Annotated in this window: 20 protein-coding genes, 1 tRNA gene and 1 riboswitch; of the genes, 6 read left to right on the plus strand and 15 right to left on the minus strand. The window is 74.2% G+C overall.

All coding sequences use genetic code 11. The annotated features are described in order from the left end of the window. Positions 1–107: 107 nt before the first annotated feature. The 3 genes from RZ50_RS15160 to RZ50_RS15170 all read right to left on the minus strand — a co-directional run bounded on the left by RZ50_RS15160 (position 108) and on the right by RZ50_RS15170 (position 4,079). Positions 108–1,706, minus strand: a complete 1,599-nt coding sequence (locus RZ50_RS15160; protein WP_196947370.1) for a cellulose binding domain-containing protein — start codon at positions 1,704–1,706, stop codon at positions 108–110. Between the two features lie 238 nt (positions 1,707–1,944). Further along, positions 1,945–3,378 (minus strand): sensor histidine kinase, encoded by a 1,434-nt coding sequence (locus RZ50_RS15165; RefSeq protein WP_374199919.1) that lies wholly within the window; start codon positions 3,376–3,378, stop codon positions 1,945–1,947. After that, positions 3,375–4,079, minus strand: a complete 705-nt coding sequence (locus RZ50_RS15170; protein ID WP_196947371.1) for a response regulator transcription factor — start codon at positions 4,077–4,079, stop codon at positions 3,375–3,377. Before RZ50_RS15170 ends, RZ50_RS15165 begins: the two co-directional genes overlap by 4 nt. 145 nt (positions 4,080–4,224) lie before the next feature. On the opposite strand from RZ50_RS15170, the gene RZ50_RS15175 reads away from it, so the two are divergent. Further along, positions 4,225–4,806: a hypothetical protein gene (locus RZ50_RS15175; protein ID WP_196947372.1), complete on the plus strand. Its 582-nt coding sequence runs from the start codon at positions 4,225–4,227 to the stop codon at positions 4,804–4,806. A gap of 7 nt (positions 4,807–4,813) precedes the next feature. Here the strand turns inward: RZ50_RS15175 and RZ50_RS15180 are convergent, their stop codons facing one another. Then, complete coding sequence (locus RZ50_RS15180; protein WP_196947373.1) at positions 4,814–5,356, minus strand: VOC family protein; 543 nt, start codon at positions 5,354–5,356, stop codon at positions 4,814–4,816. Between the two features lie 191 nt (positions 5,357–5,547). On the opposite strand from RZ50_RS15180, the gene RZ50_RS15185 reads away from it, so the two are divergent. Both RZ50_RS15185 and RZ50_RS15190 read left to right on the plus strand, forming a co-directional pair. Next, the gene (locus RZ50_RS15185; protein ID WP_254802500.1) at positions 5,548–6,105 is read left to right on the plus strand and encodes an Lrp/AsnC family transcriptional regulator; all 558 of its coding nucleotides are present in this window, start codon (positions 5,548–5,550) and stop codon (positions 6,103–6,105) included. Positions 6,106–6,257: 152 nt separating this feature from the next. After that, positions 6,258–7,028: a helix-turn-helix domain-containing protein gene (locus RZ50_RS15190; RefSeq protein ID WP_196947374.1), complete on the plus strand. Its 771-nt coding sequence runs from the start codon at positions 6,258–6,260 to the stop codon at positions 7,026–7,028. Positions 7,029–7,097: 69 nt separating this feature from the next. Here the strand turns inward: RZ50_RS15190 and RZ50_RS15195 are convergent, their stop codons facing one another. The 3 genes from RZ50_RS15195 to RZ50_RS15205 all read right to left on the minus strand — a co-directional run bounded on the left by RZ50_RS15195 (position 7,098) and on the right by RZ50_RS15205 (position 10,778). Then, a complete protein-coding gene (locus RZ50_RS15195) occupies positions 7,098–7,904 on the minus strand; it encodes a S16 family serine protease (RefSeq protein ID WP_308271644.1) in 807 nt (268 codons plus the stop codon). 38 nt (positions 7,905–7,942) lie between these two features. Continuing rightward, positions 7,943–8,593: an IclR family transcriptional regulator gene (locus RZ50_RS15200; RefSeq protein ID WP_196947375.1), complete on the minus strand. Its 651-nt coding sequence runs from the start codon at positions 8,591–8,593 to the stop codon at positions 7,943–7,945. A 358-nt stretch (positions 8,594–8,951) separates the two neighbouring features. After that, positions 8,952–10,778: a DEAD/DEAH box helicase gene (locus tag RZ50_RS15205; RefSeq protein ID WP_196947386.1), complete on the minus strand. Its 1,827-nt coding sequence runs from the start codon at positions 10,776–10,778 to the stop codon at positions 8,952–8,954. A 309-nt stretch (positions 10,779–11,087) separates the two neighbouring features. Between RZ50_RS15205 and RZ50_RS15210 the strand changes: the two genes are divergently transcribed. Continuing rightward, positions 11,088–11,516 carry an SsgA family sporulation/cell division regulator gene (locus RZ50_RS15210; RefSeq protein ID WP_196947376.1) on the plus strand — a complete coding sequence of 143 codons (429 nt, stop codon included), beginning with the start codon at positions 11,088–11,090 and terminating at the stop codon, positions 11,514–11,516. 133 nt (positions 11,517–11,649) lie between these two features. Here RZ50_RS15210 and RZ50_RS30135 read toward each other — a convergent pair whose 3' ends face one another. From RZ50_RS30135 to RZ50_RS15225, 3 genes are read right to left on the minus strand one after another with little or no spacing between them, the layout of a single operon-like run. After that, the gene (locus tag RZ50_RS30135; RefSeq protein WP_196947377.1) at positions 11,650–14,226 is read right to left on the minus strand and encodes a bifunctional lysylphosphatidylglycerol flippase/synthetase MprF; all 2,577 of its coding nucleotides are present in this window, start codon (positions 14,224–14,226) and stop codon (positions 11,650–11,652) included. Continuing rightward, positions 14,223–15,548 (minus strand): alpha/beta hydrolase family protein, encoded by a 1,326-nt coding sequence (locus tag RZ50_RS15220; RefSeq protein ID WP_196947378.1) that lies wholly within the window; start codon positions 15,546–15,548, stop codon positions 14,223–14,225. Before RZ50_RS15220 ends, RZ50_RS30135 begins: the two co-directional genes overlap by 4 nt. Next, positions 15,545–16,189 (minus strand): class F sortase, encoded by a 645-nt coding sequence (locus tag RZ50_RS15225; protein WP_308271645.1) that lies wholly within the window; start codon positions 16,187–16,189, stop codon positions 15,545–15,547. The genes RZ50_RS15220 and RZ50_RS15225 overlap by 4 nt, the downstream gene beginning before the upstream one ends. Before the next feature lie 417 nt (positions 16,190–16,606). On the opposite strand from RZ50_RS15225, the gene RZ50_RS15230 reads away from it, so the two are divergent. Continuing rightward, positions 16,607–17,917: a hypothetical protein gene (locus RZ50_RS15230; RefSeq protein ID WP_217680545.1), complete on the plus strand. Its 1,311-nt coding sequence runs from the start codon at positions 16,607–16,609 to the stop codon at positions 17,915–17,917. Positions 17,918–17,919: 2 nt separating this feature from the next. Here RZ50_RS15230 and RZ50_RS15235 read toward each other — a convergent pair whose 3' ends face one another. Further along, entirely contained in the window at positions 17,920–19,359 is a 1,440-nt protein-coding gene (locus tag RZ50_RS15235) for an MFS transporter (protein WP_196947380.1), read from the minus strand. A 95-nt stretch (positions 19,360–19,454) separates the two neighbouring features. After that, a complete protein-coding gene (locus RZ50_RS15240; protein ID WP_196947381.1) occupies positions 19,455–19,769 on the minus strand; it encodes a multidrug efflux SMR transporter in 315 nt (104 codons plus the stop codon). A 44-nt stretch (positions 19,770–19,813) separates the two neighbouring features. Continuing rightward, positions 19,814–19,879: riboswitch (guanidine-III (ykkC-III) riboswitch) on the minus strand. A 104-nt stretch (positions 19,880–19,983) separates the two neighbouring features. On the opposite strand from RZ50_RS15240, the gene RZ50_RS15245 reads away from it, so the two are divergent. Then, a tRNA-Cys gene (locus RZ50_RS15245) sits at positions 19,984–20,055 on the plus strand. Positions 20,056–20,118: 63 nt separating this feature from the next. Here the strand turns inward: RZ50_RS15245 and RZ50_RS15250 are convergent. The 3 genes from RZ50_RS15250 to RZ50_RS15260 are packed head-to-tail and all read right to left on the minus strand — an operon-like array spanning position 20,119 to position 24,520. Further along, positions 20,119–22,446, minus strand: a complete 2,328-nt coding sequence (locus RZ50_RS15250; protein WP_196947382.1) for a xanthine dehydrogenase family protein molybdopterin-binding subunit — start codon at positions 22,444–22,446, stop codon at positions 20,119–20,121. Then, positions 22,443–23,657: a 2Fe-2S iron-sulfur cluster-binding protein gene (locus RZ50_RS30340; RefSeq protein WP_374199920.1), complete on the minus strand. Its 1,215-nt coding sequence runs from the start codon at positions 23,655–23,657 to the stop codon at positions 22,443–22,445. Before RZ50_RS30340 ends, RZ50_RS15250 begins: the two co-directional genes overlap by 4 nt. Further along, a complete protein-coding gene (locus RZ50_RS15260) occupies positions 23,654–24,520 on the minus strand; it encodes a xanthine dehydrogenase family protein subunit M (protein ID WP_196947470.1) in 867 nt (288 codons plus the stop codon). Before RZ50_RS15260 ends, RZ50_RS30340 begins: the two co-directional genes overlap by 4 nt. Positions 24,521–24,700: the final 180 nt, after the last annotated feature.

Here is a 24,700-nt window from a genome sequence, read left to right on the forward strand (position 1 = left end):
AGTGTGACGGGGGCCTCGGGACGCCCGAACGGTGCAACCCCGGCCGCCCGTGCTCGGCTGCGGGCTGAGCACGGACGGCCGGGGCCGTTCAGGGGGTCGGACTGGTCTCAGCCGGTGTAGGCGCCGAGGGTCCGGGTGAAGTCCAGCGGCTGCTGGACGATGCTGCTGCAGCTGGCGTCGGCGTTGCCCTTCGCGCCGCCGTCGCAGGCCTTGTCGCGGGTGCCGGACCACATGGACAGCCAGGCGAGGTGCTTGGTCGCCGCGAAGTCGGCGAGCTGCTTGGCGTCGGCCACGGTGAAGACCTCACTGGCGACGTCGTTGACACCGATCATCGGGGTGACCGCGACCTTGCGCCAGGCGGAGGCGTCGTCCAGCCCCAGCACGCTCTTGACCTGGGCCTGGGTGGCGGTGGCCGCCGCGATCGCGTACTTGCCCATCTGGCCCTGCGGGTTGGGGGCGACGCCGTCGCCGAAGTCCATGGCCATGATGTTGACGGCGCCGATCGAGACGCCGCCCGCCTTGGCGCCGGCGACCAGGTCGACGCCCTCCTGGGTCAGGCCGGAGGGCAGCGCGGGCAGGGTGAAGGAGACGTCGAGGGCCTTGCCCTTGGCGGCGGCGTTCTGCTGCAGCTGGGCGATGGCCTGGGCGCGGCGGGTGTTGGCGGCGGTGTTGGAGGTCGCGGCGCCCTCGACGTCGAAGTCGAGCCTGGTCACGCCGTACGCGTCGATCACCTTCTGGTAGGCGGCGGCCAGGTCGGCGGTCGAGCCGCAGGCGAGGGCCAGCTCGCTGCCGTTGGCGCCGCCGAAGGAGACCCGGACGTCGCCGCCGGCCGCCCGCAGCGCGCCGATCTGCGCGGCCACCGCGTCGGCGGACAGGTCGCTGACGCCGCCCCACTTGGGCACGCAGCCGCCGCCGGAGACCACGAAGGCGAGGTTGAAGTTCTTCACGCCGGTGGCCTTGGCGGTGGCGACCAGGTCGTAGGGCGGGTAGAGCGAGGTGTCGACGTACGGGGCGAAGCCGCCCCCGGCGCCGGCCGGGGGTACGGGCACACCGGTCGCCGTGGGGGTGACGGTCGGGGTGGGGGTCGGCGCCGGGGTGGTCGGCTTCGCGGTGGCGGTCGGACTGGGCGTCGCGGTGGCGGTGGGGGTGGGGGTCGCCGTGGCGGTCGCGGTCGCGGTCGGGGAGGCCGTCGCGGTCGGAGCGACGGTGGGGGTGGTGGTCGGACGCCCCGAGGGGGTGGGCGCGGTGCCGTCGCCGGCCTTGCAGGAGGCGTTGTTGATCAGGCAGTTGCCCGGCTCGGCCTGCGCGGCGCCCGAGCCCTGGGCGACGAAGCCGACCACCACGCTCTTGCCGGGGTCCAGCCGCTTGCTCCAGGCCTCCGGCTTGACCGTGACGTGCTGCCCCTCGGCGGTGAAGGTGGCGTTCCAGAGCGAGTCGATCCTGGCTCCGGCGGGCAGGTCGAAGCTGAGCGTCCAGTCCTCGATCGGGCTGCTGTCCGGGTTGGTGACCAGGTACTGGCCGGTGTAGCCGGAGTCCCAGCCGCTGGTCCGGCTGTAGACGGCGCCGAGCGAGGCGGCGCTGGCCGAGGTGGCGAACACCACGACCCCACCCGCGACCACCGCGACGGCGACCGCGGAGGCCCCGATGATCGTGCCCTTGCGGCTGCGCCTGCGGCGGCCGGAGCGGCGGTTGGGCTGGGTGGTCATGGCGCGTTACCTCCGCGGGTGCCTTCGGTCGGCCGCCGTCGGCACGGGCGTGCACGGGCACGGGTGCGTACGGACGGGCGGTCGGCCCGGCTCGGTCGAGTGACCGGCGGAAGCGACGCTAGCGGCGTCGAAGGGGCCCGGACGGCGTGCTGAGCGAGGGGTAGAACTCCCTTAGGCCGCAGTTAAGGAACCTGCGGAAGTCGACCGGCGGGCCGGGGTGCCGGAGGCCGACCGGCCCTCACTTCGGGAACAGCGCGCCCCGCGTCCGCCGCCGTCCGGCCCGGACGGGCGCCGCCTCCTCCGGCCGGGTGCGCAGCCGCATCCGGGTCTCGGCGCCGCCGAGCACGGCGGAGCGCCCGAGCACCAGGTCGCCGCCGGTGGACTCGGCGAGCTTGCGGACGATGTCCAGCCCGAGGCCGGTGGAGCCCTCCCCGCCGTGGCCCTCGCCGCGCTTGAGGGCGGCGGCCGGGTCGCTGTAGCCCGGTCCGGCGTCGCCGACCAGCACGATCACCGAGCGGTCGGTGGCCAGCACGTCCACCGAGAAGGCGGTGCCGACGGCGGTGTGGCGGAAGACGTTGCCCAGCAGCGCGTCGACGGCGGCGGCCAGGTCCCCACGCTGGACCGGTACGGGCGCGGGCCGTTCGGCGCCGGCCAGCTGCCAGCGGCGGCCCTCGTCCTCGGCCAGCGCGGACCAGAAGCCGACCCGCTCCCGGATCACCTCGGCGGCGTCGCAGCCGACCGCGACGGCGGGCGCGTCCTCGGGGGCGCGGCGGGCGGAGCGGATGATCTGGTCGACCTCGCGCTCCAGCTGGGCCACCGCGTGCCGGGTGGCGTCGGCCGCGTCGCCGTCGCCGAGCGAGGCGGCGTTGAGCCGCAGCACGGTGAGCGGGGTGCGCAGCCGGTGCGACAGGTCGGCGGCCAGTTCCCTTTCGGCGGCGACGAGTTGGACCACCCGGTCGGCCATGGTGTTGAACGCCTGGCCGGCCTCGCGCAGTTCCTCGGGGCTGCCGTCGACCTGCTCGCCCTCCACCGGGACCCGTACCGCGAGGTTCCCGGCGCCGAGCTCGCGGGCGGCGGCGGCGAGCCGGCTGGCGGAGGCGACGATCCGGTTGCCCATCCGGTCGGCGACCAGCACCGAGATGGCGACCAGGCCGAGCGCGACCGCGGAGAGCACCAGCCAGGCGGTGGACACGCCCCGGGTGAGGTCGCTCTCGGCGACGAACACCTCGACCACGGCGGTGCGTCCGGTGTCCACCGCGACGGGCTGGAGCAGCGCGTAGCCGCCGGGCACCGCGACGGTGAAGGCGCGTCCCTGTCCGGCGGCGGTGGCCACGTCCCCGGCGGCGGCCCGCCCCTCCCCGATCACGGGGCCGTCGGGTCCGCCGCGGCTCGGCGTTCCGGCGGGTGCCGGCAGCAGGTGGACCGCCATCCGCCCCTGCGCCCCCGCGTCGGTGCTGGCCAGGGCCCGGCTGATGGCGTCCTGGTCGGTGGTGATGGCCAGCGCCGGGCCGAGTGCGGCGGCCTGCCGCTCGGCGGCGATGAACCCCCGGTCCCGGGCGGTCTGTTGGACCATCATCCCGAGCGGGATGAGGAAGGCCAGCGCGACCATGGTCGTCCCGGCGACGGCCGCCTTGATCAGGGCCCAGCGCAGCGAGCGTCCGAACCGCCTCATGTCCGGTGCTCCGCGAGGCCCCCGGCGGCCTCCAACCGGACTCCGACGCCCCGGACGGTGTGCAGGTAGCGGGGGCTGGAGGCGGTCTCGCCGAGTTTGCGGCGCAGCCAGGAGAGGTGGACGTCGATGGTCTGGTCGCCGCCGTAGGTCTGCTGCCAGACCTCGGCGAGGATCTCCTTGCGCGGCACCACCACGCCGGGCCGGGCGGCCAGGAAGGCCAGCAGGTCGAACTCACGCCGGGTCAGGTCGAGCAGCCGCCCGTCCAGCACGGCCTCGCGCCGCTGGATGTCGATGGCCAGGCCGCCGACCCTCAGCACCTGGGCGACGGGGGCCATGCCGCCGCTGAGCCGGCGCAGCACGGCGGCCATACGGGCACTCAGATGTTCTCCGGAGAAAGGTTTCACCAGATAGTCGTCGGCCCCGTCGTTGAGCAGCCGGACGATCTCGGCCTCGTCGTCCCGGGCCGTGGAGATGATCACCGGCACGTTGGTCAGCCCCCGGATCATCTTGAGCGCCTCGCTGCCGTCCAGGTCGGGCAGGCCCAGGTCGAGGATCACCAGGTCGCAGCCGACCTGCGCGACCTCCCGCAGCGCCTCCAGGGCCGTACCCACACTGCGGACGGCGTGACCGGTGTCGGTCAGGTGGCGGATGAGGGCGGAGCGTACGAAGGGGTCGTCCTCGACCACGAGCACTGTTGCCATGGGCCTGCACGGTACGCCATCGGCAGGCAGTGGTCTGTACCTCGGGGGTCGGTGCGGACCAGGTCCGGACATTGTGCAACTGCCCTGCTGAATAGGTGGGGTGCCGTTCCCGGGCGGGCGGGAGATGCGGCAGGATGTGCGGACGATGCGGAACGGACTGGTACAGCTCGGTGCCTGGGCGGCGGCCACCGGGGCGGCGGTGGCGCTGTCCTGGCTCGGCGTGCACGCGGTGCTCACCGGCGCCGCGTTCGAACAGCCCACGGCGCTGCCGCTGCCCTCGCCCAAGGCCGACGGCACGTCGGTCACCACCACCACCGCCACCCCCGATCAGTCACGCACCACCGGCCACTCCGAGTCCCCCGCCCAGTCGACCTCCCAGGCCGCCCCCGCCACGCACGCGCCGGCCGCGGCCACCACCGCCCCGCCGCCCACCCGGCGGCCGACGCCCACCCCGACCGCGGCCACGACCACGACCACGACCACGACCACGACCACGGCCACGACGTCCACGGTGCGCAGTTACCCGATCCCCGGCGGCCGGGTCGCCCTGGACCTCCGCGACGACCACGCCTCCCTGGTCTCCGCCACCCCGGACCCGGGCTGGCAGATGAAGGTGTGGGACGGCGGCCAGTGGCTGCGGGTGGACTTCACGAAGGACGACCAGGCCAACTCGGTGATCGTCAGCTGGAACGGCCACCCCCCGATCGTGGACACCGTGGTCCGCTGAGGCCGCGTCACCAGCCTTCGAACGGCACGTACCCCGGCAGGTACGGCCCCGCGTACCCGGCCCGGTCGACCAGGGTGTGCCTGGTCCCGCCGGGCACCCCGATGGCGGCCAGCACCACCGAGCCGAACCGGTCCCGCATCTCGTACGGCTCGGCCAGCGACAGCGCGCCCCGGTCCACCGCGTAGTCGTACGCGTAGTAGACGTCCGGCACGCCGACCGCGAGGTCCAGCACCCCGTCCCCGTGCCGGTCCAGGTGCGCGGCCAGCTCCCGGCCGCGCGGGCCGATCACCTGCACCGGCGAGGTCAGCACGATCCGCGTCCCGGGCGCGGCCAGCACGTACGAGACCGTCTCCGGATCGCCCGTCTCCGGACCGGCGTACGCGGTACAGCGCAGCCCGAGCGCGGCGCAGTAGCGGCGGGCCGCCCGCTCGGCGTCGCCGACCGCGAAGACCACCGCGTCGGCGCGGCCCATCGGCAGCGGATCCGGCTCCCCCGCCCCTTCGGCCAGGCCCGCGGCGAGCAGGACGGATTCGACGGCGGTCTCGGTCATGACGGCCTCCCGGTAGGCGTACGGACCACCCGTCACCCGGGGTGGGGGCCCGGGCACGGGATCGTGGCTGGAGGGTGGCGCCGAGCCGACCGGAGCGCAACTGTTCCGTTTCCTCCTGGTCAAGCTGTGCCACGAAGCGGGAGAATCGGCGGCACCGCTGTACAGAATGCCCACCGGAGGACGCAGCCGCGATGCCCCCCGCCCACTCCCCGAGCACGCCCGGCTCGCCCAACTCCCCCGCCCCACAGGCCGTTTCCACCACCCCCGCGGGCGGAGGGAACGACACCATCGACGCCCTGGACGGCCGGCTGATCCGGCTGCTGGCGGAGGAGCCCCGGATCGGGGTGCTGGAGTGCTCGCGCCGGCTCCAGGTCGCCCGGGGCACGGTGCAGGCCCGGCTGGACCGGTTGCAGGCCAAGGGCGTGATCGGCGGCTTCGGCCCGGAGGTGGACCCGGCGGCGATCGGCTACCCGGTGACGGCCTTCGCCACCCTGGAGATCTCCCAGGGCCAGGGCGCGGACGTCCGGGCGCACCTGGCGCGCGTGCCGGAGGTGCTGGAGCTGCACACGATCACCGGGATCGGGGACATGCTGGTGCGGATCGTGGCCCGTTCCAACGCCGACCTGCAACGGGTGCTCGACCGGGTGGTGGGCTTCGACGGGATCGTCCGCTCCTCCACCGCGATCGTGCTGGAGAACCCGGTACCGTACCGGATCCTGCCGCTGGTCGACCAGGCAGCCGCCGAGTAGGACGGTCCATCGGGCGCCACGCGCCGATTCGGCATAGGCACGGGGGCCCGTCGGCCGCAAGATTTATGTATGAACGTTGCACTATTTCTCTCGCCGCGCGTCGGAGCACTGATACCCGGTCCTTCCGCACCCGCCGCCCGGGTGACCTCCGCATGACCACCACCCTCGCGGCGGACGGCACCGCCCCCACCCTCATCACCTCCGCGCAGCGCGCCCTGCGCCTGCTGGCGGCGGCCGCCCACTACCCCAAGGGCGCCACCGCGAAGCAGCTCGCCCGGGACACCGGCCTCGCCCTGGGCACCACCTACCACCTGCTGCGCACCCTGGTGCACGACCGCTACCTGGAGCGGCGGGCCGGCCACTACGTGACCGGCCCCGCGGTCTCCGGGCTGGCGCGGGAGGAGTGCCCGGCGGCGGGCCGGGCCCGGCTCAACACCCTGCTGGGCACGCTCGCCGACGAGCTCTCCGCCGCCGTCTACTTCTCCTGGTACCGCGCCGGCGAGGTGGAGCTGGTCGGCGCGGCCGAGGCCCCCGGCGCGCCGCTGATCGACCGGAACCGGTGGCGGGCCGGCGCGCACGCCCACGCTGCGGGCAAGACCCTGCTGGCCCTGATGACCGCCGAGGAGCGCCGGGACCACCTGGCCCGCTACCCGATGGTGCCGTTCACCCCGTACACCCTGAGGGATCCGGAGCACCTGCCGATGCTGTCCCGTCAGGGCCCGCGGCACGCCACCCCGATCACCCAGTTCCAGGAGTACTCGCTCGACGCGGCGGGCGCGGCGGTGCCGATCGTCGCGGGCAACGGCATCGGCGCCGTCTCGATCTCGCTGCCGATGGCCCAGGCCCACCGCCTGGCCGGGATCGCCTCCCAGCTGCGGACCAGACTGGCCGACGACTTCGCCTGGGTGGCCTTCGGCATCTGACCCGTCCGCCGGGCGGGGCGGCCTACCCGGTCCACCGGCGCCGGGCACGCCCGGCCCGGGCGGAGCCGGTCAGCAGCTGGGGACGCTGCCGCCGCTCCTCAGCGCCTCCAGCGCCGAGACCGACTCGGCCAGCGTGCCGACCGGCACCAGCCGCAGCGTCCCGGGCGTGTTCACCTTGGCGTCCGAGCACTCGTCCTTGGGCAGCAGGAACACCGTCGCGCCGTCCCGGGCGGCCGCCTGGGTCTTCAGCGGGACGCCGCCCACCGGGCCGACGGTGCCGTCCTTGTCGATGGTGCCGGTGCCGGCGATCTTGAGCCCGCCGGTGAGGTCGCCGCCCTTGCCGTCGCCGGAGAGCTTGTCGACGATGCCCAGCGCCAGCATCTGCCCGGCGCTCGGGCCGCCCACGTCGCCGAGGTCGACCTTGACCTTCACCTGGTCCGGCGAGAGGTGGAGGAAGTTCAGCGCGGCCGCGGTGGCGCTGTCCTGCGACTCGGCCATCTGCTGGGCCGTCTCCTCCTCGGCCTTGGCGGGGCTGTCCTGCGGGTACACCGTCTCGGTCGGGCGCACCGCCTCCTTGGGGTCGAACCAGGCCTTCATGGCCCGCCAGAAGGTGGTCCGCTGGTCCGGGTTGGTCGCCGTGATGGTGACCATCCGCAGCTCGCCCTCGGTGGTGCGCAGCGGCGCGCCGATGATGGTGAGCACCGGCCGGTCCTCGTAGGCGCCCAGGGTGTCCGCGGTCATGCCCGGCCAGGTGACCGTGTACGGCAGCGGGACGAAGGCGGCCACGCCGAACAGCGCGGCGACCAGCACCCCGCAGAGCGCGAGCGCGCGGGTGCGCGGGGAGGTGAGGGCCTTGGGCAGCTTGGAGTCGGACACAGGGGAATCCAAACACACCCGACACCACCCGTGTCGCGCTACCTCAGGGCGTCGGCCACCTCGGTCGCCGCCTCCACCACCCGGGGGCCGACCCGCTCGGGCACCAGTCCGCTGAGCATCACCACGCCGACGCTGCCCTCGATGCCGCTCAGCCCGAGCAGCGCGGCGGCGGCCCCGCTGGCCCCGGACTGCTCCTCCGCACGGGTGATGACGAAGCCCTGCTCGGGTCTGCGCTGGCTGGGGAAGGCTCGCGCCTCCAGGATCGCCCGGCCGGCCGCGCTCTCGGTGAGCGGGTGGCGCAGACCGGTCCGGTAGGCGACGTGGAAGTCGGTCCAGCTGGGCTCGACCACGGCGACGGCCAGCGCCTCGTTGCCGTCCACCAGGGTCAGGTGGGCGGTGGCGCCGAGGTCCTCGGCCAGGCTGCGCAGGGCGGGCAGCGCGGCCTCGCGCAGCAGCGGGTGCACCCGGTGCGCCAGCCGCAGCACGCCGAGGCCGACCCGGGCGCGGCCGCCGATGTCCCGGCGGACCAGGCCGTGCTGCTCCAGGGTCGCGAGCAGCCGGTAGACGACGGTGCGGTTGACGGCCAGCCGGGCGGCCAGTTCGGTGACGGTCAGCCCGCGCTCGGAGTCGGCGAGGAGCTTGAGCACCCGCACGCCGCGGTCCAGGGTCTGGGAGGTCTCGGCAGTCACGACGGGCAATCCTTTCCGCGGCGCTCGCGGGCGGGCGGCGCCGGTCCAAGGTCGGTGTCGCGCGCAGGTGGGGGTGGCCGCGCTCGGCCCGTACGGCGTCGTCCTTGACGGTCGCACGGTCCTGCGGAGCCCGTCCCCGGGGGTCGCCCGGCGGGAAGAGCGTGGGGGAAAGCTAGTGAAGGAACTGTCGCGGCGGAAGTGCTTGTCCAAAATTCGGGCGCGATCGCCACCCGCACTGCCGGGAATTACGGACGAATGCTCCCAATTCGCCCATCGGATCGGAGCAGGGGTTCGACCACGGTCCGATGTCCGGACACCCGGGGCCGGACGGACCGGATGCGGCCCGCCCGGCCGGTGGTCACTTCGCCCACTCCCGGATGCGGGCGATCCGCGCCTTCAGCTGGTTGGCGGTGGCCTGCGCGGTGAGCGGACCGCCGCACTGGCGGCGCAGCTCGTTGTGGATGGTGCCGTGCGGCTGGCTGGTGCGGTGGTGCCAGGCGGCGACCAGCGCGTTCAGCTCCTTGCGCAGCTCCCTCAGCTCCTGGTGGGTGACCACCGGCCGCTGGTCGGCCGGCATCTCCAGCAGGTCGGCCTCCTCGGCGGGCTTGGTCTTGCTGCGCTGGATCTGCCGGTGCTGGCGCTTCTGGAGCAGCATCTGCACCTGGTCCGGCTCCAGCAGGCCCGGGATGCCGAGGTAGTCGTCCTCCTCCTCGCTCCCCGGGTGGGCCTGCATGCCGAACTCCATGGCGTTGTACAGCACCCGGTCGAAGACCGCGTCGGAGCCGAGCGCCTCGTAGGAGAACTCCTCGCCGCCCGCGCCGTCCGGCCCGTCGTTGGCCCGTTCGGCCTCGGCGAGCAGCCGGTCCTCCTCGTCGAAGAGGCCGTCGCCCTCCTTCTTGGGCCGGTCCAGCACGTGGTCGCGCTGGACCTCCATCTCGTTGGCGAAGCCCAGCAGCATCGGGATGGTCGGCAGGAACACCGAGGCGGTCTCGCCGCGCTTGCGGGCGCGCACGAAGCGGCCGACGGCCTGGGCGAAGAACAGCGGGGTGGAGATCGAGGTGGCGTACACCCCGACGCACAGCCGGGGCACGTCGACGCCCTCGGACACCATGCGGACCGCGACCATCCAGCGCGAGGTCCCCTCCGCGTAGTCGGAGATCCGCTTGGAGGCCTCGGTCTCGTCCGAGAGCACCAGGGTGACCTTCTCGCCGCTGATCTCGCGCAGCATCTTGGCGTAGGCGCGGGCCACGTTCTGGTCGGTGGCGATGACCAGCCCGCCGGCGTCCGGGATCGCCTTGCGGACCTCGGTCAGGCGCCGGTCGGCGGCCTGCAGCACGGCCGGGATCCACTCGCCCTGCGGGGACAGCGCGGTGCGCCAGGCCTGGGCGATCAGGTCCTTGGTCATCGGCTCGCCGAGCCGGGCCTCCAGCTCGTCGCCGGACTTGGTGCGCCAGCGCATGTTGCCGCTGTAGCTGAGGAAGATCACCGGGCGGACGACGTGGTCGGCGAGCGCGTGCCCGTAGCCGTAGGTGTAGTCGGCGACGGACTTGCGGATCCCGTCGCCGCCCGCGTCGTACGCCACGAACGGGATCGGGTTGGTGTCCGAGCGGAACGGCGTCCCGGTCAGCGCCAGCCGGCGGGTGGCCGGCTCGAAGGCCTCGAAACAGGCCTCGCCCCAGGACTTGGAGTCACCGGCGTGGTGGATCTCGTCCATGATCACGAGGGTCTTGCGGGCCTCGGTCCGGTTGCGGTGCAGCATCGGGTTGACCCCGACGCCCGCGTAGGTGACCACGATGCCGTGGTACTCCCGGGACAGCGGCCCGGAGGAGTACGCCGGGTCCAGCTTGATGCCTATCCGGGCGGCGGCCTCGGCCCACTGCTTCTTCAGGTGCTCGGTCGGCGCGACGACCGTCACCTGCTGCACCAGGTGGTTGTGCAGCAGGTACGAGGCCAGGGTGAGCGCGAAGGTGGTCTTGCCTGCGCCCGGGGTCGCGACCGCGAGGAAGTCGCGCGGCTGGGTCTCGATGTACTTGTCCAGCGCGCCCTGCTGCCAGGCCCGCAGCTTGCCCGCGGTGCCCCAGGGGGCACGGCCGGGGAAGGCCGGGGACAGGTGGTGCGAACCGGTGGACGGGGCCTGGCCGGCGGTCCGGACGGACGCCTGCGGCGCGTCGGAGAACAGCGGCATCGAGGAGGCGGCGGCAGTACTCACGGTCTCCGAGGGGGATCATCGCAGGTCAGAGGCGGTTTTGCGGCCCCGTCCCGCGGTCGGGCGGCGATCGGACAACCCGCCCAGCGTACCGGCCCGGCGCCGTTCGGGCCTCCAGGAGCCGGGCCGCGCCGGACCCGGACGGCCGGAAATCGATGTGACGCAGGTCACCAACAATCACCCGCGAAACCCGGTAATCCCCGGTGGCCCCAGGACTCTCACCAACGTGAGGCCGCCCCAACCCCACCTGCCATCGCCCGGCCTCGCACCGAACCGAAGGGACCACTCGTGTACGCAGCCGTCGAAGAGACCGTCCAGGCCCGCCTGATCCTCTCCCAGCACCGCTCCGCCCGGCTGCGGGTCGTGCTCTCCTACCAGCCGGAGGACCCGTTCGCGGCCCGGATGGCCTTCCCCGCCGAGTTCTCGCTGGACGACCCCGTGGACGGCCAGAGCTCCGAGGACATCGTCTGGGTCTTCGCCCGCCAGCTGCTCTCGGCCGGACTGGAGGTGCCGGCCGGCGTCGGCGACGTCCACGTCCGGCCCGGGCTCGGCCGGCGCACCATGGTCGAGCTGCGGGCCCCGGAGGGCACCGCGCTGCTCCAGTTCGACACCGCCGACCTGCGGCGCTTCCTGTGGCGCAGCCGGCTGCTCGTCCCCGAGGGCGAGGAGCACCTGCACCTGGACGCCGACCGCGCGCTCGCCCAGCTGCTCGGCTGACCGGCGGGCGGCGTCCGGGAGCGCCTCAGCGCTTCCGGCCGTGAGCCGGTAGGAGCAGGCGAGGACCGGCGGTGACCAGCCGTGAGCCGGTCGCCGCGGAGCGGCTGCCACCCGGGACCGGGGCCCGGGCAGGCTAGCCCGACAGCTTGCGCATCAGCCGTACGCCCTGCGGCGCCGTCAGGTGCGGCAGGTAGGCCTTGCCGATCGCCCTGGTGATGCCGGGCAGCGCGGCCGGGTCGGGGTAGGCCATGTACATCGGCCGGTACTCCGGCTGGAACTTCGCCTTGAACGCCAGCAGCGAACGGAAGCCGTACACCGGTTCCAGCACCCTGCCCATCCAGTCCAGCATCCGCTGCAGCCCGGTGGGGTCCCCATCCTGCCCGGTGCGGGCCAGCGGCGCGCCCGACAGCGACAGGAAGCGCGCGCCCTCCTCCTTGAAGCCCAGCGCGGCCGAGGCGATCAGGAACTCGCTGACGCCGCGGAAGCCGTCCGAGCGCCGGCGCATGAAGTCCAGCGTCCAGCCGACCGGCACGCCGTCCTCGTACACCGGCATCCAGCTGGTCAGCCCGTGCACCACCCGCTGCTCGTCCACCGCGATCAGCACCCGCACATCGGGGTCGTCGAGCTCCTCCAGCCCGCCGAGCGTGAAGCCCATCTCGGGCAGGCCCTTCTCGGAGACCCACTCCTCGGAGATCGCCCGGATCTGGTCCCGCAGCGCGAGCGGCGCCTCGTGGTACGCCCACCACTCCGCGGTGATGCCCTGCTTGCCGGCCTTGTTGAGGGCGGTGCGGATGTCCTGCCACTTGCGGCCGGTGAAGGCCAGCTCGGGCAGCGGCACCACGGTGTCCTCGGCGACCTGCACCGAGCGCCAGCCCAGCTGTTCGGCGGCGGCCCTGGTCTCGGCGGAGACGCTGTAGAAGCACGGCGTCCAGCCCCGCGCGTCGCAGTGGCGGGCAAAGCCGGCCACCGCCCGGGCCCGGTCCTCGGGGGCGCCGAACGGGTCGCCGGTGGTCAGCGCCACGGTGCCCACCACCCGGTAGGCGACGGCCGCGCGGCCCCGCTCGTCGAACCAGTAGTGGTTGCCCTCCCAGGTGGTGATGAAGGACAGCGTCCCGCCGCCGTGCGCGGAGAGGAGCGCCCGCGCCCGGGCCGCGGCCGCCGCGTCGGTGTGCAGCACCGGGCGGCGGAAGGCCGACAGCAGCGCGATCAGCGCGACCACCCAGAACGCCAGCCCGCAGTACGTCTCCAGGAACTGCGCCACCGGGCCGACCGCGATCGGGTAGTCCGGCAGCAGGTCGTTGTACGCGGGCGGCAGGAACTGGGCCGGCAGCCCGTGCACCAGCCCGCGCACGCTCGCGCCGGGCTCGAACTGCCCGGCCGCCAGCCGTCCGAGGCCCACGTACGCCGCCGCGGCGGCCAGCGCGGCCCCGCCGACCACCACGGCCAGCCGGCGCACCGCCCGTCCGGACAGCCGCAGCCGGAACCGCTGACGGGTGGCCAGCAGCAGACCGGTGGTCAGCAGCGGCAGCAGCATCGCCTCGACGAAGTACTGCACCACGTCCCCGCTGACCGGCCCGGCGTCCAGGTACAGCCAGGCCAGCAGCGCCACCCAGAGCAGCTCGGTGGCGACGGTGATCCGCCAGGCGAACCGCAGCCCCCGGCGCAGCCCCTCGGCGAGCACCAGCAGCAGCGCCGGGAACAGCGCGGCCATCAGCCGCCCGGGGGTGTCGAAGATCCGCTCCACGGCGTGCGCGCGGGCGCAGTCGTGCGCCGACACCGCGCAGAAGTCGGCCACCTCGTCCGGGCTGAGCCGGTGCGAGAAGTACAGCTCGGAGAAGGTGTTGAACGGCCCGCTGGCGTTGTCGTACAGCGAGGCGATCAGCGGCCCGAAGGCGGCGGCGACCAGGCAGAGCGCGACCAGCACCCGGATCTCGGTGTGCGAGGAGCGGTGCGTGCGCAGGTGCGGGCGGCTCCGGCTGACCAGCGCGCCCAGGCCCAGCCCGACCAGCGCGGCGGCGCACCGCTGGACGCTCTGCAGGTGGCCCACGTACAGCGTCATGACCAGCGGGCCCAGCAGCACCAGCAGGTGCAGCCGGCGGCGCCAGAGCACGGTGAGCCGGTAGCCGAGCACCCCGGCCAGGGCGAACAGGCCGACGCCGGGCCCGATCGAGGTCTGGTCGGCCACCGAGGCGGTCCACTGCTCCCCCGCGGAGGAGCCGAACTTGACCAGCCCGGTGCCCAGCAGGGTGCCGGCCACCTGCCCGCCGACCAGCACCGCGAGGGTGCGCAGCCGTCCGAGCCGGTGCTCGGCGGCCGGGCCGACCAGGAGCAGCAGCAGGCTGGTGGTCACGTACGCGCCGCTGCCCGAGCACCAGAACAGCGAGGTGACCGGCGTCCACCAGCGGCCCTCGGCGAGCGTGGGCAGGCCGATCCCGGCCCGGGAGAGCAGGTGCCCGGACGGCCCGGCGGACAGGCTGCCGGTGGCCCCGCCGAGCGCCCAGAGCCCGGCCAGCAGCGCCAGGGTCAGCGGCGCCGAGCACAGCCGGGCGCCGAGCGCCCGGGCCGCCCGCCGCAGCCGCTGCGGGCGCGGCTCCGGCGTCCGGGTGACCGGGGCGCGGTCGGCGCCCCGGTCGGGCGCGCGCTCCGCGTCCGGCCCGGCTCTGCGCTCCCGCTCCTCGACGGCCACCAGTGCGGTCCCCGCCCCGGTCACCGGGTCAGCCCGGTCTGCTGGGCGAGCCACGGGATCTGCTGGGCGATGCCGGGCCGGAAGACGACCCAGCCGTGGCCGCCCGGCATCAGCTCGAACTTCGCCTTCATCCCGGCCGCCTGCACGGCCTGGTAGACCTTCTCCATCTGCGGCCTGAACTCCCCGTCGGTCTCCCCGACCATCAGGGCGGCGTTGGTGTCCGGGAACTTCCGACGGGCCATCACCTGGAGCGGGTCGACCGCGTCGAACTTCTTCCCGTCGCCGCCGAACGCGGCCTTGACCGTCTCCTCCCGGGTGCCCAGGGTCGGCTCCAGCTGCCCGGACATGTCCAGGACGGTGCCGTACACGTCGGGCGCGTTGACGCCGAGCTGGAGCGCGCAGGTGCCGCCCATCGAGGCGCCGCCTATGGCCCAGGTGGCCCGGCCGGTGGCGGTCTGAAGGTTCTGGTGGATCCATTTGGGCACGTCCACCGCCAGGTAGGTCTGGGTCTTGGCGATCTTCGAATCCAGGCAGAGCGTGTTGGCCCAGGTCGAGCCGAGCTGATCGGGCATCACCACGATCGGCGCGAGGCCGCCGTGCCGGGCGGCGAACGCGTCCATCGCCTCGTTGATCTGACCGGCCAGCACCCAGTCCCCGGGCACCCCGGGCTGACCGGCGATCATGACGATCACCGGCAGCAGCGGCCTCGGGGTGGCCTGGTAGGCGGGCGGGAGGTAGACGTACGCGTCACGGGCCCTGAAGTTCGACCTGAGGCCGGGGATCGGCACCACCGAGACGGTGCCCTTCGCGGGCAGGTCCGCCGGGGGCCGCCAGACCTCGTCGAGCACCTTGCCCGGCGGGGCGGCCACGGTCTGCTCGACCTTGGGGGCGATCAGGCCCTCCGTCCTGGTCAGCCACGGCGCCAGCATGACCCGCCCGCTGGGGAACTGGCCGAAGCCGATGTTGACCTCGGAGGCGGCCATCAGCAGCACCAGGCCGCTCAGGCCGAGCGCGATCCCCCGGCGCGGCCAGGTCAGCCGCCGCACCCGGTAGCCGACCAGGCAGAAGCCCAGCAGGGCGACGGCGATCCACCAGGTGACGTACCGGGGCGTGCCCTCCGGGAAGGGGTGCCACCAGCCGTCGACCACGACGTCCAGCAGCAGACTGAGGGCCGCCGCGGTGATCAGCGCGGCGGGCAGGCGGAACCGCCACCAGCTCCGGCCGCGGCCGACGGCGAGCGCGAACAGCGCCGCCCAGCCGGCGACGAACACGGCGTGCGGGATCGGGCCGTCGGTGAGCGGCCAGTCGATCGGGTTCCAGCGGGTGGCAAGGGTGAGCGTGGTCATGCGGCTTTGCCCGGAGCAGTGGTGCCGGCCAGGAATCCGTAGGCGACGACGTTTCCCTCGTAGCCGTTCTTCTCGCTGTACGCGCCGCCGCAGGTGATGACCCGCAGCTGTGCGTCGGCGGCCTGGTGGTACACCCGGTCGTCCGGGAAGTCCTTTCGGTCGTGCACTTCGATGGCGTAGAGCTGGTAGACGGCGGTGGCGCCGTCCGCGCGGGAGAACTCGATCCGGTCGCCCCGGTGGAGCGATCCGAGAGCGTAGAAGACGGCGGGCCCGGCCCGGTTGTCGACGTGGCCCGCCAGGATCGCGGTGCCGCGCTGGCCGGGGCTGGCCCCTCCGGGGTACCAGCCCGCGAGGTTGCGGTCCCCCTCCGGCGGGGCCTGGAGGTGGCCGTCGGCGTCCAGGCCGATCTCGGTGACCGGGGCGTCCAGCCGCACGGTCGGGATCCGGATCCGGGTCGGGACGGAGCGGCCGAGCGGCGGGACGACGGAGACCGGGGCGAACCCGGACAACGACTGCCCGGCCCCGGGGGCGGGCGGCAGCACGGGCGAGCCTCCGCCGTGCAGCAGCCAGGCGCCGAGCACCAGCGCGGCACCCGCCGCCAGGGTGCCCGGCCAGGGGCTCCTGCTCTGCTGGACGCCCACGGGCGCTCCCCTCTGCCGACCGGAATCCCGCTTCCTGGGAATTTCCTGGGAACTCATTCAATCGGATCGGACCTTATGGCACGTCCCCACGATGGTCGTAGCCGCACCCGCCGATCGGCAGGGTCGACGGCCTCCGCGCTGCTCCACGTGGGGATCCGAACACGGAGCGTGACGGCCGTGGACCGCGCACGGAACCGGCCGCAACCCCTGCCGTAGAGCATCGACGGTCCGGCCCACCGGTTCGGTTGCGTCAAACGGGCGATCGGTTACGACCGCGCGCTGTGCCTCTCCGACCGTTCCGACCTGCGTGCCATGCTGACCCGGTCTCGGGTTCTATCACCCGACTGGTCCGACCGGAGTTTCCGCGCGCCGCACGCCTGCCGAACGCCTGCCGAACGCCTCATGAACGGAGCGACCATGGACGCCCTCTCCCGCCGCACCCTGCTGGCCGCCGGAGCGGCCACCGCCGCCACCCTGGCGGCGGGCTGCGGCAGCGGCCGGTCCGGCGGCGGAGCCGGAGAGCGCGCCGAGGGCGCCGTCGCCCCCACCGTCCCCACCGCCGGGCAGCGGACGGCCACCCCGGCCCCGGCGCCCCAGAAGCCGGAGACCGTCCTGATCGGCGACGGCTCGACCTCGGACACCGGCCCCCAGCCCCACCAGCCCGTCCCCGAACAGCTGCAACCCGGCCAGCGCCCGCCGCAGTTCGTGGTCTTCTCCTGGGACGGCGCCGGCGAGCTCGACAACGGCCTGTTCGCCCGCTTCCGCCGGCTGGCCCGGGAGCACAACGCCTCGATGACCTTCTTCCTCAGCGGCCTCTACCTGCTGCCGGAGTCCAAGAAGGACCTGTACCGCCCGCCGCAGCACAAGGCCGGCGCCTCCGAGATCGGCTACCTGACCGACCAGCACATCCACGACACCCTGGAGAACGTGCACGCGGCCTGGCTGGAGGGCCACGAGATCGGCACCCACTTCAACGGCCACTTCTGCGGCTCCACCGGCGTCGGCCAGTGGTCCCCGGAGGAGTGGGACAGCGAGATCCAGCAGGCGATGGACTTCGTGACGAACTGGCGCACCAACACCGGCTTCACCGACCTGCCGGCGCTGCCCTTCGACTACCGCAGGGAGCTGATCGGCAGCCGCACCCCCTGCCTGGAGGGCCAGCGCAACCTGCTGCCCACCGCGGTCAAGCGCGGCTGGCGCTACGACAGCAGCGGCAACGGCACCCAGGTGTGGCCGCAGAAGATCCAGGGCGGCGCGCTGTGGGACCTCCCGTTGCAGTCCATCCCCTTCCCCGGGCACACCTTCCAGGTGCTGTCGATGGACTACAACATCATGTACAACCAGTGCGGCCCCAACACCAAGGCCGACCCGGCCCTCTACCCGGGCTTCCAGGCGCAGGCCCGGGACTCCTACCTGATGGGCTTCGACCGCACGTACACCAGCAACCGGGCGCCGTACGTCATCGGCAACCACTTCGAGGAGTGGAACGGCGGCATCTACATGAACGCCGTCGAGGACGCCCTCAAGTCCATCGCGGACAAGCCGGAGGTCCGGCTGGTCTCCTTCCGCCAGCTGGTGGACTGGCTGGACGCCCAGGACCCCGCGGTACTGCGCAAGCTGCAGAGCCTCGGCCCGGGCCAGTCCCCGGCGGGCGGCTGGGAGAGCTTCCTCGGCACCGCGGCGGCCCCGCCGCCGGCTCCCTCCCCCGCCGCCGACGCCGTCGGCTGAACTCAGGCCCTCGTACGGACCCGGCCGGAGAGCAGCGCGCCGAGCAGCGCCACCCCGGTCATGCTGAGGAAGATCACCGCGAAGGCCCCGGGAGCCACGGGCCCCGTGACCGTCTCATGGGCGGCGGCGAGCGAGCCGCCGCCCAGCGCCGCGAACAGCACCCCGGCGAGGCCCACCAGCAGCACGTTGCCCAGCGCGTCGCTCATCTGCAGCGCGGCCGAGTTGGCCCCGGCGTCCTCGGGCGCGGAGAGCTTCATCATCAGCACGCTGACGCTCGCGACCGTCAGCCCCATCCCGATGCCGCCGACGCCCCAGGCCACCGCCGTCACCCAGGTCGGCGCCGCCGGGACCAGCACCAGAGCCGAACCCGCGATCGCCACCGCGGTCAGCACGAAGCCGCCCCGGATCATCGCGCCCCGGTAGCGCTCGGCCCCCGGCCGCCCCTGGAGCCACGAGCCCAGCGCCCAGGTGAGGGCACCGCTGGTCAGGGTGAGCCCGGCCAGCGTCGGCGAGAGGCCGCGCTCGGTGCGCATCATCAGCGGGATGAACGCCTCGGCCGCGAAGAACGACCCCGCCGCCAGCCCGCGCAGCAGGATCACCGTCGGCAGCCCGCGGCCGGCCCGCAGCGTCCCCTCGGGCAGCAACCGCAGCACGGCGGGCACCAGCAGCACCGCCCCGGCGATCCCGGGGACCAGGCCGACCAGGTCACGGCGCTGGCCCGCGTACTGCAGCAGGCCGGCACCGACCGCCGCCATCGCGGCCAGCAGGGTGCGGCGGCGGTCGAACTCCCCGCCCGTGGCCACCGGGTGCTCCCGCTCGGAGCGGGCCAGCGCCGGGCCCATCACCGCCAGCGGCAGCAGGATCAGCACCGGCACGGCCAGGAACACCCAGCGCCAGCCCAGGTGCTGGGTGATCGCCCCGGAGACCAGCGGGCCGATGATCGAGGGCAGCACCCAGGCCGAGGAGAACGCCACGAACACCGAGGGCCGAAGCCGCTCCGGGTAGGCCCGGCCGACCACCACGTACAGCGCGACGATCACCAGTCCGCCACCCAGGCCCTGGATCGCCCGCCCGGCCACGAACAGCCACATCGACGGCGCCGTCCCGGCCACCACCAGCCCCGCGCCGAACACCGCGATGCCGCTGAACAGCGGCCGCATCGGGCCGCTCCGGTCGCACCACTGACCGGAGACGACCAGGGCGAACAGGGTGGTGGTGAAGTAGCCGGAGAAGGCGAAGGCGTACAGCCCGAAACCGTTGAGCTGCCTCGCCGCGTCCGGCATCGCGGTGCCGACGGCGGTCGCCTCGAAGGCGATCACCAGGACCACCGACACGATCCCCAGCGTCAGGGCACGGTAGCGGCCGCTGAGGACTCCTCCACCGGGGTCGGTTCCGGAGGGTATCGGGGTGGAGTCGACCGAGGTGGGGGAGGCAGTGGTCATACGTAACATCGTAAGGGCCGTCTGCCTCGATGGCCCCTGACCCGGGTCGGTGATCGACTCGGTCCGCAGGCGTAGGACCCGGTGGCCCCGACGGGTCAGTGCAGCACCTTGAGCCCCACCACGCCGGAGACGATCAGCAGCAGGCAGCCGATCCGGGCCGCCGTCGCGGCGTCCCCCAGGACGGCCATGCCGTAGAGCGCGGTGCCGACCGCGCCGATGCCGACCCAGACCGCGTAGCCGGTGCCGATCGGGATGGTGCGCATCGCGTACGCCAGCCCGCCCATGCTGAACAGCAGGGCGACGCCGAAGACGAGACTGGGAACGAGGCGGGAGAAGCCCTTGGACGATTCCAGGGCCACCGCCCAGACGGTCTCCAGGAGACCCGAGACGATCAGAACGAGCCAGGCCATGACGGCCGTACCTCCGCAGTCCACAGCGGCCGGGTTGCCGCTGAACTGCGCCGTCTTGTCGTCACCGGGTACGACGCGCTCGTCCGGAGTGGCGGAGGAACCGCCACCGTTTCCGACCGTAGCACACCCGGCCGTCCGGAATTTACACGACGTCACACGGAATTCACGGAAGGTCATTGACCCCTCTCCCGAATTCCGCCATCCTGAATTCACTGGCCGTGTGCCCGAGTGGCTTAGGGAACCGTCTGCAAAGCGGTGCACGCGGGTTCGATTCCCGCCATGGCCTCGGAAAAGGAATTGCCGGCCGACTCCCCGAGTCGGCCGGCAATTTCCTTTTCGGTCGTCCCGCTCAGACGGTGACGGCGTCCTCCGCGCGGATCGGCAGCCGGCCGACCGGCAGGCCGGTGGCGGCCCGGACAGCGGCCGCGACGGCCGCCGGGGCGACCACGGCGGGCACGGCGCTGACCGCCTTGGCCCCGAAGGTGGCGACCACGTCCCGCTCCTCCAGCAGCGCGGCGATCCGCACCTCCGGGGTGTCCAGCGAGGTGGGCAGCCGGTAGCCGGTGAGCGAGGGGTTGAGCAGCACCCCGCCCGAGGTCTGCAGGTCCTCCATCAGCGCCAGGCCCACGCCCTGGGCCACGCCCGCCTCGATCCGGTCCTCGATCTGCCGCGGGTTCAGCGCCCGGCCGACGTCCTGGGCGACGGTCATCTCGACCACCCGGACCGCCCCCAGCTCGATGTCCACGTCCACCACCGCGCGCATCGCGCAGAAGGAGATCGAGACGAAGGCGTCGCCATGCCCGGACTCGTCCAGCGGCTCGGTCGGATGGGGGCGGCACTGTGCGGTGGCCCAGAGTTCCTTGCCCTCCAGGGCCTCGGCGACGGGCATGCCGAGCACCCCGTCGTAGGAGGTGATCTTGCCGTCGGCGATCTGCAGCAGCTCCACCGACATCCCGAAGTTGGCCGCGATCGGCTGCAGCAGCTGGTGGCGGACCATCAGCGCGGCCCGCTCGACCGCGCCGCCGGAGACCCAGGTGTGCCGGCCGCGGGCGGAGGGCCCGGCGATCGACTGGTCGCTGTCGGCCGGCGCGATGTAGACCTCGCTGACGCCCAGGACGGTCTGCACGATCTGACGGGCCAGCGTGGCGAAGCCCTGCCCGGCGTCGACGGCCGCGCAGATCACCGTGGCGTGGTCGCCGCTGACCCGCACGGTGGCGGTGGAGACCTCGTCCTCGCCCTCGGCGCCCAGCATGTGCACCATGCCCACGGCGTAGCCGATCCCGCGCCGCACCGCCGCCGGGTCCCCGGCGCCGCCGGGCCCGCCCGGCAGCAGCCACTCGGCGTCCGGGTCGTCCACCGGCAGGGCCGGCAGCGGCTCGGCCGCCACCGCGTCCAGCAGCGCCTTCACGGGCGCCGGGCAGGTGACGGCCTGTCCGGTGGGCAGCGGGTCGCCGGTGGCCATCGCGTTGCGGCGGCGGATCTCCACCGGGTCCACGCCCACCCGGGCGGCCAGCTGGTCCAGCTGGGACTCGTAGGCGAAGCAGGTCTGGAGCGCGCCCTCGCCGCGCATCCGCCCGGCCGGCGGGTTGTTGGTGCGCACCGCCCAGGCGTCCACGAAGACGTTCGGGCAGACGTACGGGCCGACCGAGAAGGCCGTCGCGGCGGCCAGCGCCTCGGCCGAGACGTCCGCGTAGGCGCCGCCGTCCAGCAGGATCTGCGCCTCGACCTTCACCAGCGTGCCCTCGGCGTCGGCGTGGTGGCGGTAGCGCAGGAGCGCGGGGTGGCGCGAGGTGTGGGTGTGGAAGGACTCCTCGCGGGTCAGGGTCATCTTCACCGGGCGGCCGGTGCGCAGCGCCAGCAGCGCCAGGGTGACCTGGAAGGAGAGGTCCTCGCGGTCGGTGGTGGCGCCGGGCACGCCGGTGGCCACCAGCCGGACCCGGTCGGGCTCCAGGCCCAGGCAGGTGGCGGTGCGGTCGCGGTCGCCGTGCGGGTCGGTGGAGGACAGGTGCAGTTCGACACCGCCGTCCGGCCGCGGCACGGCCAGCCCGGCCTCGGCGCCCAGCGGGGCCGGGTCCTGCCGGCCGACCTGGTAGAGGCCCTCGACGACGATCTCGCCGACCGCGTCCGGGTCCCCGGTGCGCAGCGGCAGGTGGCGGAACAGGTTGCCGTCCGGGTGCAGCGGCGGCGCGGTGAAGGACTGCTCGGGGTCGGTCACCGCCTCCAGCGGCTCGTAGTCGACCGCGATCAGGCCGACCGCCAGCCGGGCGGTGTCCGGGTGGTCGGCGGCGACGGCGGCGACCGGCTCGCCGTGGTGGCGCACCACGCCGGCGGCCAGCACCGGCCGGTCGGCGACGATCGGTCCGGCCGGGGCGCCGTCCGGCAGGCCGTCAGGGCCGGGCGGCAGGTCGGCGGCGGTGACCACGGCGTGCACCCCGGGCAGCGCGAGCGCGGCCGAGGTGTCGATGCCGCGGATCCGGGCGTGCGGGTGCGGGGAGCGCAGCACCGCGCCCCACAGCAGCCCCTCGGCCCACAGGTCGGCCGCGTACGGGTAGATGCCGAGCGCCTTGGGCAGCGCGTCGCTGCGCAGCGGGGAGCTGCCCAGGCCGAACGGCTCCGGTGCGCCGCCCTCGCCGCCGTCCTGCTGGAGTGCTGCGCCGATGTCGGTAGGCGACGTCATGATGCGTGGTCGTCCTCGGGGAGGCGGATGCCGTGGGCGGGGGTGGCGCCGTACGGGACACCGGCCGGGGCGCCGCCCTCGGCCGGGGCACCGTGCGGGTGCGGGTCGGCGTACGGGGTGCCGTGCGGGGGCGTGCCGTCGTGGGCGGTGCCGGGCAGCGGGGTGCCGTGCGCGGGGGTGGGCTCGTAGACCGGGGCGTCGTACCCGGTGTCGTAGCCGTTCTGCTGCTGGTGGCCGTCGGGGTAGCCGGTCGGCACGTAGGTGCCGTGGGCGGGGGTGGCCTGGTAGGGCTGCTCGGGGTAGCCCTGCGGCTGGTAGTACACCTGGTCGTCCACGGCCTGGGCGGGGATGGAGGGCTGGGCGGCCGTCAGGGCGGAGGTGTCGTACACGCCGGTGTCGTAGGCGCCCGCGCCGTCGCCGTACGGCTGCTCGGCCGGGGCGGGGGCCTGGGCGGGCACGGGGGCCGGCTCGGCGGGCGGCTGCGGGACGTGTTCGATCCAGGCGTCGGCGTCGGCGTAGACCGGCGGTTCGACGGCGGGCTCCGGCTCGACGGCGGCGGGCGCCTCTGTGGGTGCCGCCTCGGCGGCCGGTGCGGCGGGCTGCTCGGCGGGGGCCTCCTCCGCCACGGCGGCGGCCGCGACGGCGGCCTCCGCCTCCTCGGCCTCCTGCGCGCGGGCGTCCGCGACGGTCTGGACGGCGGCCAGCACCCCGCGGTAGCCGGTGCAGCGGCAGAGGTTGCCGCACAGCGCCTGCCGGGCCTCGACCTCGGTGGGCCGGTGGTTGCGCTGGAGCAGGTCGTGCACGGCCATCGCCAGGCCGGGGGTGCAGTAACCGCACTGGACGGCGCCGGAGGCGGCCAGCGCCTGCTGGACGTCGCTCGCGCCGCCGCCGGACGACAGGCCCTCGACGGTGTTGATCTCGCTGTCGGCGGCCAGCGCGGCGGGCACCAGGCAGCCGGCGACCAGCTGGCCGTCCACCTGCACCGAGCAGGCGCCGCACTCGCCCTGCTCGCAGCCGTCCTTGGCGCCGGCCAGGCCGAGCCGCTCGCGCAGCACGTAGAGCAGGCTCTCGCCGATCCAGGCGTCGGTGACGGGCCGTTCGAAACCGTTGACCCGCAAGGTGTAGGAGGCGCACGGGCGCAGCTCCCGGCTGACCTGCGGGGCGAGGCCGAGCGGGTCGGCGTCGAGGGTCTCGATGGGGTCTGTGGTCACTTCAGCGCCCTTCCCAGTGCCCGTCGGGCCAGCACCGATACGGTACGCCGCAGCCGAACGGCGGCCGCGGTCGGCCCCTCGGTCACGGCCTCCCAGGCGCCCTCGGCGCCGTAGTTGTCGGGGACGCAGGCGGCGGCCACGTACTCGCCGAAGGCGGCGGTGGCGACCGGGTCGATCTCCCGGCTGCCGTCCCAGTCGATGCAGCCGGCCACCCAGGCCTCGGCCTCCAGCGGGCGCAGCGGCACCGGGGCGACGGCCCCGACGGCGCAGCGCACGGCGCGCCGGGCCGGGTCGAGGACGAGGGCGACGGAGGCGGTGGCGCGGGCCGGGCCGCTGCGGCCGGTGGCCTTGAGGAAGACCTGCGGCGCGTGCAGCAGCGGGACGCGCACCCAGGTGAGCAGTTCGCCGGGGCGCACCGGGTCGAGGCCGGTGAGCAGGTGACTGACCGGCACCTCGCGGGTGCCACCGGAGCGGGCGAGGGTGACGGTGGCCTCCAGCGCGGTGAGCACCGGGAGGGTGTCACCGGCCGGCGCGGCGGTGACGATGTTGCCGCCGAGGGTGCCGACGTTGCGCACCTGCGGCGGGCCGGCCGTGCGGGCGGCGTCGGCGAGCGCGGGGATGAGCGCGGCGAAGTCGGGGCGGTCCATCCGGGCGTGGGTGAGTCCGGCGCCGAGGACGGCGGTGCCGCCGTCCTCGTAGCGCCAGCCGCGCAGCTCGGTGATCCGGCCGAGGCCGACCAGCGCGGCGGGGCGCAGTCGTCCGGCGTTGACGGCCTCCATGAGGTCGGTGGCTCCGGCCACCGGTACCGCGGCCGGGGCGGCGGCCAGCGCGTCGACGGCCTCGTCGAGCGAGGCCGGCAGCATGATCGTCCGGTTCACCTGGGTCCCACCGTGCTCCACTTGCTCATCGATCGCCTGCCGCCCGCGGCCACGGCCGTGCTGTCCGCGTCAGCAGCCCGGCCTGGCCCGTAGGGTACGGGCGATCGGGCCGGGTTGGGCAACTCTGGCACACAATGCTCGATGATCATTTCGGGACCGGTGAAC

The organism is Kitasatospora sp. SUK 42, from assembly GCF_015776785.2.
Classification (GTDB): Bacteria; Actinomycetota; Actinomycetes; order Streptomycetales; family Streptomycetaceae; genus Kitasatospora.